The 10376-nt window shown below is 36.3% G+C and carries 13 protein-coding genes and 1 riboswitch; all 13 genes read right to left on the reverse strand.

Annotated features, from left to right (window positions below; genetic code table 11):
- A partial coding sequence (locus Q5O73_RS08410; protein WP_302669460.1) for a flavin reductase occupies positions 1 to 638 on the reverse strand: 638 nt, incomplete at its 3' end.
- Positions 631 to 1038, reverse strand: coding sequence for a Fur family transcriptional regulator (locus Q5O73_RS08415; protein WP_021951728.1), 408 nt, complete (start codon positions 1036 to 1038; stop codon positions 631 to 633). The genes Q5O73_RS08410 and Q5O73_RS08415, both read right to left, overlap by 8 nt.
- Before the next feature lie 256 nt (positions 1039 to 1294).
- On the reverse strand, positions 1295 to 2158 hold the full coding sequence (locus Q5O73_RS08420; RefSeq protein ID WP_186839907.1) for an aldo/keto reductase: 864 nt from the start codon (positions 2156 to 2158) through the stop codon (positions 1295 to 1297).
- A 69-nt stretch (positions 2159 to 2227) separates the two neighbouring features.
- Complete coding sequence (locus Q5O73_RS08425) at positions 2228 to 2995, reverse strand: carboxymuconolactone decarboxylase family protein (RefSeq protein ID WP_186839908.1); 768 nt, start codon at positions 2993 to 2995, stop codon at positions 2228 to 2230.
- Positions 2996 to 3110: 115 nt separating this feature from the next.
- Complete coding sequence (locus Q5O73_RS08430) at positions 3111 to 3581, reverse strand: flavodoxin (RefSeq protein WP_186839909.1); 471 nt, start codon at positions 3579 to 3581, stop codon at positions 3111 to 3113.
- A 120-nt stretch (positions 3582 to 3701) separates the two neighbouring features.
- Positions 3702 to 4580: a LysR family transcriptional regulator gene (locus Q5O73_RS08435; RefSeq protein ID WP_186839910.1), complete on the reverse strand. Its 879-nt coding sequence runs from the start codon at positions 4578 to 4580 to the stop codon at positions 3702 to 3704.
- A 28-nt stretch (positions 4581 to 4608) separates the two neighbouring features.
- Entirely contained in the window at positions 4609 to 5253 is a 645-nt protein-coding gene (locus Q5O73_RS08440; RefSeq protein ID WP_302669461.1) for a flavodoxin, read from the reverse strand.
- A gap of 22 nt (positions 5254 to 5275) precedes the next feature.
- Positions 5276 to 5617 carry a hypothetical protein gene (locus Q5O73_RS08445; RefSeq protein WP_147365656.1) on the reverse strand — a complete coding sequence of 114 codons (342 nt, stop codon included), beginning with the start codon at positions 5615 to 5617 and terminating at the stop codon, positions 5276 to 5278.
- 263 nt (positions 5618 to 5880) lie between these two features.
- On the reverse strand, positions 5881 to 6483 hold the full coding sequence (locus Q5O73_RS08450) for an MATE family efflux transporter (RefSeq protein WP_366459228.1): 603 nt from the start codon (positions 6481 to 6483) through the stop codon (positions 5881 to 5883).
- A 6-nt stretch (positions 6484 to 6489) separates the two neighbouring features.
- Complete coding sequence (locus Q5O73_RS10665) at positions 6490 to 7245, reverse strand: cation:proton antiporter (protein ID WP_368076754.1); 756 nt, start codon at positions 7243 to 7245, stop codon at positions 6490 to 6492.
- A complete protein-coding gene (locus Q5O73_RS10670) occupies positions 7242 to 7691 on the reverse strand; it encodes a cation:proton antiporter (protein ID WP_368076755.1) in 450 nt (149 codons plus the stop codon). Before Q5O73_RS10670 ends, Q5O73_RS10665 begins: the two co-directional genes overlap by 4 nt.
- A gap of 107 nt (positions 7692 to 7798) precedes the next feature.
- Positions 7799 to 7870, reverse strand: a riboswitch (Fluoride riboswitch).
- A 91-nt stretch (positions 7871 to 7961) separates the two neighbouring features.
- On the reverse strand, positions 7962 to 9080 hold the full coding sequence (locus Q5O73_RS08460) for a 5-methyltetrahydropteroyltriglutamate--homocysteine S-methyltransferase (protein WP_118589215.1): 1119 nt from the start codon (positions 9078 to 9080) through the stop codon (positions 7962 to 7964).
- Positions 9081 to 9223: 143 nt separating this feature from the next.
- On the reverse strand, positions 9224 to 10123 hold the full coding sequence (locus tag Q5O73_RS08465) for a LysR family transcriptional regulator (protein ID WP_118589214.1): 900 nt from the start codon (positions 10121 to 10123) through the stop codon (positions 9224 to 9226).
- Between the last annotated feature and the right edge of the window lie 253 nt (positions 10124 to 10376).

Genomic DNA, 10376 nt, shown 5'->3' on the forward strand with positions numbered 1-10376 from the left:
TCTTTTACCTCCGTTTTCTTTACTACTTTTTCAAAATCTGATGCCGGGTGCTTGCACAAAGGACATATAAAGTCATCCGGTAATTCTTCGCCTACATATTCGTATCCGCAAATTCTGCAACGCAATATTGTCTGACCATCCTCCGTCTTTCCAACTTTCTCTGGCTTAGGCTTAATATTATTCTGGTAATAATCATATGTTACTGAAGGAACATTACTTAAAACTTCCATATCAGTTATCTCACCCATAAACATTGTATGGGAACCTAAATCCTCTGTTTTATTAACTGTTACAGAAATGTATGCATTTGTACCTTCTGTAACATAGTAAATACCGTTTGAACCTCTGGCACACTTTTCAAATGCTTCAAACTTATTAACATTCCTTCCTGATTGAAAGCCAAAATGTTTGAACAATTCAAACTGTGCATTCTGACTCAGGACCGATACTGTGAATTTTCCGGTTCTTTGAATCATATCATGAGTGTAATTTGCTTTGTTAACGCAGATACTTAACTGGTTTGGTTCTGAAGCTGCCTGAATAGCAGTATTAATGATACAACCATTATCTTTTTCGTCTTCCTTAGCGGTCAGTACAAACAATCCATAACTCAACTTATACATTGCTTTCCTATCCATATTTTTCCTCCTTTACCTTCTCCCTGCATTTTGAGCAAATACCTTTAAATGAAATATCATAATCCAAAAATTTAGTTCCATGAGTGTTATGAATTCTCTCCATCAAGTCCAATATTTCATCCATATCCACATCTGAAACCTCACCGCACTTTACGCATCTGACATGATAGTGATTTTTCAACGTAAAATCGAACCGGTTCGGTCCATCCGGGACTTCAACCTTTCTTAAAGCACCTTCTTCTACCAATATATCAAGATTTCTATATACAGTTCCTTTTCCAATTGTAGGATATGCTTCTTTAATAAAATCATACACTTCATTTGCTGTAACATGTCTTTTCATCTCGTATACAGCATTTCGTACCAGATCTTTCTGTATGGTGTTCCTTCTGTTTGTCATTCGTCCTCCTTATTAGGATTTATTCTTAATAAGGATTATATATCAGCATTTTAGAATTGTCAACAAGTTGTTGACGATTGCGTTTTTATGATTATGCAGGGACATGATATTCAGATAATTAATAAACGTAATAGTAATTTGTATATAGCTTTGTTATTTTAAAAAGACATATGTAAACAACCAAGGCGGATTGTCACGAATATTTGTCCGCAACAATCCGCCTTGATTAAATTCATTCCACCTATAAAACTACAAGCTACAACCTTCCACCGTACACAGGGAAACCGCTGCTTGCTCCATAGCTTTCAATTTTTTTAAAATTCTCTAGAATCTCCATATCTTCCCTACTAATTTCAAAATCTACATCTCCATTAGTTTTCATATGCTCCGGATTTCCGGTTTTAGGAAGTGATATGGTTCCCAGCTGTAATGTATATCTGATACACAACTGTGCAACAGAAACGCCATACTTATCTGCCATGTGTTTGATTTCCGGCTGATTTAATATCTCGCCATGGGCAATTGGTGAATATGCCTCCACGGCAATATCCTTCTTCTTGCAGAACTCTATAAGTTCCTCCGGTGTATTGCTGATATGGCAAAGAATCTGGTTTACCATAGGTTTAATTTCTGCCACTTCCAAAAGACTTTCAATATCTTCAATCTGAAAATTTGATACGCCAATAGCCTTTAATTTTCCTGCCTTGTATGCATCTTCAAGAGCTCTCCAGGCTTCTCTGTTACCCTCTACATATCTGTTTTCAGACTGATTTACCTCTACCCACGGCTGTGGACTATGAATAATCATCATGTCAAGATAATCAAGTCCCATCTTCTCCAAAGTCTCATCAATACTTTTAGCAGCTGACTCGTAAGTTTTGTGTTCTGCAGCAACCTTTGATACAACAAATAATTCTTCCCTTGGAATTTTGCAGTTTCTGACACCTTCACCAACTCCACGTTCATTTCCGTAAGCCTGTGCAGTATCGATATGTCTGTATCCCAAATCTACTGCTGCCTTTACTGCCTCTGCCACTTTGTCATCATCTATAAACCACGTTCCCAGTCCTAACTGTGGTATTTTTATGCCATTATTCAATGTAATTGTTTTGGTATACATTTATTTCCTCCTAACATAATATGTTGCGCCCACTCCCTCCGGTCAGCGGCAACTCGTCATATATTATTCCTATTTCAATTTTCCGTATTCTTCGTCTGACACAGCCTCGCACCATTCATTTGATGTTTCTTCTCCCGGAACTTCAACTGCTAAATGGCTAAACCAGCTGTCAGGTGCGGCTCCATGCCAATGCTTTACCTCCGGAGGAATATTTATACAATCTCCCGGTTTCATTTCAATGGCTTCTTTTCCTTCCTCCTGGTAGTATCCACGTCCGGCTACACACACAAGAATCTGTCCTCCACCATTCTTTCCATGATGAATATGCCAGTTGTTACGGCAACCCGGCTCAAATGTTACATTGAAAATTCCCACCTGATTGGTTGATACCGGTGCAAGATAACTCTTTCCTACAAAATACTTGGCAAAGGCATCATTTGGTGCCCCAATTGGAAATACCATTTCTTTTGCGTGAGCTCTCATTGCCTCATCTTCGTAAGGCAAATCCCCTTCATTTACATTCCACACCTCTTTTGCAAGGTTAAAAACTGCCCATCCCTTTGGCCAGCCTGCATAAAAAGCCACATGGGTAATAATTGCAGCAATTTCCTTCTGGGTAACTCCATGGGCCTTGGCATTTTCCAAATGGAATTTAAGAGATGAATCTGTAATTCCTGATGCCATAAGTGCCACAACTGTTATAATACTTCTTGTTTTTACGTCTATATCCTGATTGTTCCAATTTTCTCCAAAAAGAACATCATCATTAAAATGTGCAAATTCAGGAGCAAATTCTCCTAATGCATTTCTTCCTGCTGTCTGTGTTATTTTTGCCATAACAATTTCCTCCTATAAATGTTTCCTCCATATTGTTGCGCCCCCTCCCCTTGGTCGGCGGCAGTTCGTCGGAAACATTTATAAAAAATGAACTTCGTTCATTTTGTTTCCTCCTCTATATACTCTTTGCCCAATTTATTATTTCCTGTTTGGACATGCCATTTAAAACTTTACCTTCTGTAATTATTGCATCAGGTGCTGACGGCTGTAATTCTTTTACGGTGTTTCCGAATCCGCTTCCTCCTGATGTGGCAAATAAGATTATCTTTTTACCTGAAAAATCATATTTTTCTAAAAATGTATTAATAATTGTTGGTGCAACATACCACCAAACCGGAAATCCTATAAGAATTTCGTCATAATCCTGAGGATTTATTTCATCTCCTGCTATTTCAGGTCTGATTTTTTTGTCACTCATTTCTACACTGCTTCTTGATTTTTTATCCATCCAGTTAAGGTCTGACTTTGTATATGGTACCTTTGGTGTGATTTCATATAAATCACTGTTATCTGCCTCTGATACTATTTCAGCTACTTTTTTTGTTACTCCACTTGCACTAAAATATGCTACTAACTTCTTTGCCATAACTAATACCTCCTTATGTTTTTGTATTACACAAAATGGATAAGACAAATTAATTTATCCTACCCATTTATTATATACTTTATTTTGTCGTTATGTCTAATACCCATATTGTATGTCTTTTTATGCCTTGTAGGCATTTATTTCCTCTATAAATTTACTTACTGCCGGTGAATACGGTATATTTCTCCTCCATGCTATTACAGTGCTTGCCAGAATCTCCGGTGATAATGTTTTTTGTACCACCAAATCTCTCCTCCAATATCGCATGGCACCTTCAATGGAAATAGGATATCCTAATCCGTTTATAGCCATAACTCCTGCATTTGTCCCTAAATTACTGGTAAAAGCAATATTCAGTCTGCTAAAATCCTTTCCGAACCAATTTGCCAATTCACTTTGTATATTTGTTCTTTCCGGCAATATCAGTGGAAGCTTTAACAAATCTTTTTTTGTAATAACTTCTTTTTTTGCCAATGGATCATCCACTCTCATGCTTACTACCCAGTGGTCACATCCCTGCATTCTAATATAATCCATTCCTTCAGTGCTAACGGGCTCAAGAAACAATCCTATATCCACAAGCCCTTTATTCATCATTTCTGAAATGTTGTCAGCGGTTCCTGTATGTATGGCAAACTGAACTAAAGGGTATTTTTCCTTATATTTTTTGCATATTTTTGCCAAGGTTTCCACAGCTATAAATTCGCCACAGCCTATGGTAATTTTCCCTTCTACAGACTCCCTGTTGCCCTTAAATTCACTGACAATTTTGTCTTCCAAATCTACCAGTTCCAATGCCCTGCGCTTTAGCAGCAAACCTTCATTAGTCAGGGTAATGCTGTGACCACCTCTGTTAAACAGCTTTACCCCAAGTTCCTCTTCTAAAGCCGCCAGCTGTCTTGAAAGGGTAGGTTGTGTTATATTAAGCTGCTTAGCCGCTTTGGTAAAACTTTGCTCTTTTGCCACCATTAAAAAATATCTTAATACTCTCAAATCCATAATGTAATTGCCTCCCGGTAATTTAACTTTATTTTACCCCATTAGTCCAGTTATTTACTTCCTCATCTGTGACATTTCCATCAACACGCGTTCCTGCGGCAATGTTTACATCGGGATATAATTTTTGCAAATCACTTACACTTTGTTCAATTCCACTGCCACTGGAAGTACAGAATAAATACACTGTCTTTCCCTTTAAATCGTAGCTTTCAAAAAACGTCTGTATTATTCTCGGTGCCGTTCCCCACCATATAGGGTATCCTATATAAATAGTATCACTATTTTCTACTTTGCTTAAGTCATTTTTAATTTCCGGTCTGGAGGACTCATCCTTCATTTCCTTATTTGCACGACAATCATCATTGCTGTAATCTATATCATCAGAAGTATATTCCTCCTTTGGAATGATTCCCATGGTATCTGTTCCCAATGTTCCGGCAATTTTTTGTGCAACATTTCGGGTAGTTCCTGTTACTGAAAAAAACAATACTGAGATATTTTTTCCATTTTCGACGGTTGTATTACCTTCAGTTTCACTTTTCTCAGTTGTAGAATTTTCTGTTGTAACCTCCGTACTGTCTGAGATTTCCTCTGTTGGTTTCTTTGTTTCTCCACAGGCTGCTAAAGAAATCATAAGCACAACTGCCATAATAATTGTAACTAATTTTTTCATTTAATTGCTCCTTTCAAAAAATTTAAATTACTTTATCTTCTAATGCGTAAAAATTCATTATAACAGGGGTAATGGCAAAAATAAACCAATACAGTTTCCCGCTACATTTACTATATTTGCTACAATTGATATATACATAGTGGTGCTGGTTTTCCCAAAGCTTCTGTAAAGTGCTGCACCTGCATTCTTTTACGCTCAGTTTCTCCTTATCCCCTTCCATTAATAACAGTTCTTCTGCACTGATTTCCTTTAACATGTCATGTTTTATAATCTGCCTTCCCCCATATATGGCATAATTAAACACATCTGCAAATCTCACGTTATCTGACATGTACTTTTTGGTTGCTATATCCTTATTTCCCATATAACACCCCTCGTATAATAATTTTATAGACCTCATTCAAAGAGGCTATAGACTTATTTTTTTATGATGCAGGTGTTGGATGAATTGTTGGGCATCCATTTTTACCCACATAGTTAATAAGTTACTTTATAGTCATGGTCCCAGATGTTACAATAAGTTCTATAAGAACTGTAGCTATGGTCACTGCTTTATCACCCCAGCAAAGCTTATGCTTTCCTTTGATATTATTTCGAGGTGTATACTATTAGTTTTTCTTAATCTCTTTATAGTATACACTGGATATAAAAAAATACAATAGTGAGGATAAAAATTCCGTAACGAAGAGTAACTGTTGCCCTATTATGCTTTCCGGCACCTATGTTTTGAGCTGATAATGCCGAAACTGTAAACAACATGGTAGATGGTACTAAGAATACCATACCTATGAATTTTTCAACGATACCTACCGCTGCTGCAGCCCCTAAATTCATTCCACCAATAAAAATATAATCTAAAACAATATTTGCCATGCATGCCACTGCAATAAAATACATTGGACTCTTTGAGTCACCTAACCCGCGAAATATTGAACTTATTATATTATAATCAGTAATAAAAGGAATCCCAATAAAACATATGGTTAAATAAGCTACAGTTTCAGAAACTGCCTTCTCAGGAGTGGACGTTAAACCCACAATGGGCTTAACAGTAGCTAATAAAACAAATCTGCCATTCCGTACAATGTCTGTTAAAAATATGACAATAAATATGGCAATGAAAAATATACAATATTTTTTAATACACTTCCTGTTGTTAAATCTCTTTCCATTTTGTTCTCCTATTTTCTTTACATTATATGTTATTTCATTATTAAACGCAAAACCCACCCTGATTTATATATTTTCTTTTTCCAAAAATCTTTTATAGGTGCTGTCTATTCCCAAGGCTCCAAGAGGTGCTGTTATAATAATTCCAAGAACTGCAACCGATAAAACAATTTTGCCACATGCCAGCCCTGATGCAAGAGGCACTGAGCCAATGGCTGCCTGAACTGTCGCTTTTGGAAGATAGGCAATAACGCAAAACAATCTTTCTTTCAGACACAGATTTGTTTTGGCAGTGCAAATTAAAACTCCCACTGACCTGAATAATAATGCCAGTAAAATCATAAACACTGCTGCTATTCCCGCACTAAGAGTGTATCTTATATCTATTGCCGCACCAACTAAAACAAAAAGAATCACTTCCGCCGCTATCCACAACTTTCCAAATTTTTCCGAAAGCCTTTTTGAAACAAAGGCTGTGCTTTTCATCTTTATTACGCATGCCATACTGACTACCGCAAGTAATCCCGATACTGCCACTGTTCCCTTAAGCCAGTCTTCCACTGCAACTAAAAGAAATGAAAATCCCAAAACAATTATTACTTTTGTACTATTTCTTACACAGTGCTTATGGGCATATGATGTTTCAAAAAACATATACAGACCATATCCCACAACTGCCCCCAGTAATATGCCTAAAACAATGGAAACAGGTATTGATATAAAGTCCATAACATTTGCTTTCCCGCCCTGTGCAACACTTAAGAATGTAGTAAATAAAACAATAACAAAGATATCATCGCAGGAGGCTCCTGCCATAATCATCTGCGGTATTGCCTTTTTAGTTCCATATTTTTTCCCATAAGATTTACCATTCGTGGCACTACAACTGCCGGTGAAACTGCCGCCAGAACAGCACCCATGACCGCTGCCTCTATATGGCTGATTTTTAATATTACGGGAGCTAAAAGTACATATCCTATTATTTCACAGGACGCCGGAACAAAAGACAGCAGGATTGCCGGTCGCCCTGCTTTTTTTAAATCGTTAAGGTCAAGGGATAATCCTGCCTTTAACAAAATAATTATTAACGCCATTTTTCTCAAGTCCGCTGAAATCCCCAATATAGAGGAATCGAGAAGATTTAAAACGTATGGCCCCAATACGATTCCTGTAATAAGCATTCCTATTATTCTCGGTAATTTCAGCTGCCTGCAAATTGCCCCCATGGCAAGCCCCACAATAAAAATAAGAGCTAATGATGTTAACATATAAATATCCTCCTTTTAGTGTGTGATTTTTGTCGCCGATGCATTTACTCTCCCTGTAATACCCTAAATCTTTTACATAAAAAAAAGCTGACACTTCTGCGACTGTAATAATCGTAGAAGTCATCAGCATAATAAGCAGTTTTGGTTTCCCAAGGGAGAACTTCATTCCCTGTGCCATAGAATACTATAAATAAGATTAATTGTCAATTTTCTATGTGTTTTACTGACACAGTTTTACTGCTTATTTTTTATCCTAATTTATATATTAATTTATTCTCCCCAAACTTCCCGGGCAATTTCTTTTACTAACTTCAACTTTGCCCACTGCTGTTCTTCAGTAATTTTATTACCTATTTCACAGGACGCAAATCCACACTGCGGGCTTAAGCATAATCTGTCGAGAGGAATATATTTTGCTGCTTCATATATTCTGGCTATAACTTCTTCTTTATCCTCTAATGCCGGAGATTTTGTGGTAATAAGTCCCAGAACAACTTTTTTGTCCTGTGAAACTTTTGCCAAAGGCTCAAATCCACCTGATCTTTCATCATCATATTCTAAAAGCAATGCATCCACATTTTCTTTTGCGAACACATAGTCTGCGACTGAATCATATGGTCCGCTTGTAAAGAATGTTGAATGATAATTTCCTCTGCATATATGTGAGGTAATAACCATATCATCCGGTTTTCCTTCTAATGCCAGATTGTTTACTGCAAGAAGTTCCTTCTTTACATCCTCTAAATCAATATTTAGTTCCTTATATCTCTGCTCTGCCGCATCACCTACAATTGCTCCCCATGTACAATCATCCAACTGAAGATTGCGGCAGCCTGCATCATAAAATTGTTTTATAACATCCTGATAAGCAACTCCAATATCGTGAATTAATTCTTCATTAGTGCTGTAATATTTTCTTGTAGTTTCGTAATTTGCCGGTACAATCATCTGCTGGAAAGTCTGTGCCGGTGCCGGAATTGTATATTTGGCTACCGTATTTTCATCCTCAAACTGCTTTAAAAATTTGAAGTATTCCACAAACGGATGTGGCTTTGCCTTGATTTTACCTACAAGATAAGTATCATCAAGAACTGCTAACTCATCATTGAACTTAACACCATTTCCTGTGTTTTTGTGTTCAACACCTTCAAATCCCCACATAAAATCTAAATGCCAAAAAGTTCTTCTGAACTCTCCGTCTGTAATGGCATGAAATCCCAATTCCTTCTGCTTTGCCACGATCTTTGTAATTTCTTCGTTTGCAATTTTATCTAATTCTTCCTTTGTGATTTTTCCATTCTGATATGCCACTTTTGCATCTTTGAGTGCCTGTGGTCTTAAAAAACTTCCCACAAAATCATATCTAAATGGTGTCTGTAAATTGCTCATTATTTTAATCCTCCATTTCTAAAAGTAACTTTTTCTTTTTTATAAACAACCTTAATAGCTGACTTTATTATATTTAATGAGCTTTTCACTGTAAAATACACAAAAAATAAGTTGTCCATAGTTTTAAACTATAGACAACCTATTTAGCCTAAATATTTTTTTAATGCCTCTAAATATGTATTTCCTAACCTTGTAACCGTGCCCTTTTTATGGGTAATATATCCTATTCGCATATCTTTTTCATCAGCTAATGGAACGGCAATAATATCTTTTCCATTTAATTTTTTATCAATAACACCACTACATACCGTATAACCGTTTAGTCCAATTAACAGATTAAATAAAGTTGCTCTGTCCCTTACACGAATATTCTTCTTTCTCTCATAATCCGAAAAAATTTCTTCTGAGAAATAAAATGAATTATGTTCCCCCTGCTCAAAGGACATGTACGGATACTCTTCTAATTCTTCATTGGTTATAACCGTGTTTTTTGCAAGTGGGTGTTTTCTACTTATAAACACATGTGGTTTTGCAACAAAGAGCTGGTGAAATTCCAAATCATGACTTTTAAGAATCTTATTTATTACTACTTCATTAAAATCATTAAGAAATATTATTCCTATCTCACTTCTCATATGTGCAACGTCTTCAATAATCTCATATGTCTGTGTTTCCCTAATGCTAAAATCATACTCATCCTGACCATATTTCTTAATCAAATCAACAAATGCATTTACGGCAAAGGAATAATGTTGTGTAGAAATGCAAAACTGTTTTTTTCCTCCATTGCTACCTTTATATTTATCCTCTAGAATTGCCGCCTGCTCTAATACCTGTCTCGCATATCCTAAAAAATCTTCTCCCTCCTTAGAAAGAGTTATTCCTTTATTTGTCCTGTTAAATATAACAATATTCATTTCCTTTTCCAACTCATGTATTGCGTTAGTCAGGCTTGGTTGGGAAATATATAAGTTATTTGCTGCCTCTGTAATGGTCCCCGTTTCCGCTACCATTAATACATATTTCAACTGTTGTAATGTCATGCTTTCAATCCTTTTATATATTTTAATATAGTAATTATAACATGATTTTATTAACTATCCTACTATGTGAAATACTCTTTTTAAGCCGTTTGCCTCTCGGCAAGCTGCTTCTTTAATTCCTCTATTTCTTTTTCATATTTGTCTAATCGGTTCTGCTTTTCGTCCAGCTCTTTCTGCATTATTTTCCGTTCAGCTTCTCCTCTTGCTTCTCCTCTTGCTTCTCCACTCATTCTTGCATCCTTCACCATGTCAT

The sequence above is a fragment of the Eubacterium sp. AF15-50 genome, assembly GCF_934835595.1.
Classification (GTDB): Bacteria; Bacillota; Clostridia; order Lachnospirales; family Lachnospiraceae; genus Eubacterium_G; species Eubacterium_G segne.

Excerpts from the sequence above, each read along its gene's own strand:
- Q5O73_RS08415 (WP_021951728.1), bottom strand. The coding sequence starts at position 1,038 with ATGACAAACAGAAGGAACACCATACAGAAAGATCTGGTACGAAATGCT.
- Q5O73_RS08420 (WP_186839907.1), bottom strand. The coding sequence starts at position 2,158 with ATGTATACCAAAACAATTACATTGAATAATGGCATAAAAATACCACAG.
- Q5O73_RS08425 (WP_186839908.1), bottom strand. The coding sequence starts at position 2,995 with ATGGCAAAAATAACACAGACAGCAGGAAGAAATGCATTAGGAGAATTT.
- Q5O73_RS08430 (WP_186839909.1), bottom strand. The coding sequence starts at position 3,581 with ATGGCAAAGAAGTTAGTAGCATATTTTAGTGCAAGTGGAGTAACAAAA.
- Q5O73_RS08435 (WP_186839910.1), bottom strand. The coding sequence starts at position 4,580 with ATGGATTTGAGAGTATTAAGATATTTTTTAATGGTGGCAAAAGAGCAA.
- Q5O73_RS08440 (WP_302669461.1), bottom strand. The coding sequence starts at position 5,253 with ATGAAAAAATTAGTTACAATTATTATGGCAGTTGTGCTTATGATTTCT.
- Q5O73_RS08445 (WP_147365656.1), bottom strand. The coding sequence starts at position 5,617 with ATGGGAAATAAGGATATAGCAACCAAAAAGTACATGTCAGATAACGTG.
- Q5O73_RS10665 (WP_368076754.1), bottom strand. The coding sequence starts at position 7,245 with ATGATTATGGCAGGAGCCTCCTGCGATGATATCTTTGTTATTGTTTTA.
- Q5O73_RS10670 (WP_368076755.1), bottom strand. The coding sequence starts at position 7,691 with ATGTTAACATCATTAGCTCTTATTTTTATTGTGGGGCTTGCCATGGGG.
- Q5O73_RS08460 (WP_118589215.1), bottom strand. The coding sequence starts at position 9,080 with ATGAGCAATTTACAGACACCATTTAGATATGATTTTGTGGGAAGTTTT.
- Q5O73_RS08465 (WP_118589214.1), bottom strand. The coding sequence starts at position 10,123 with ATGACATTACAACAGTTGAAATATGTATTAATGGTAGCGGAAACGGGG.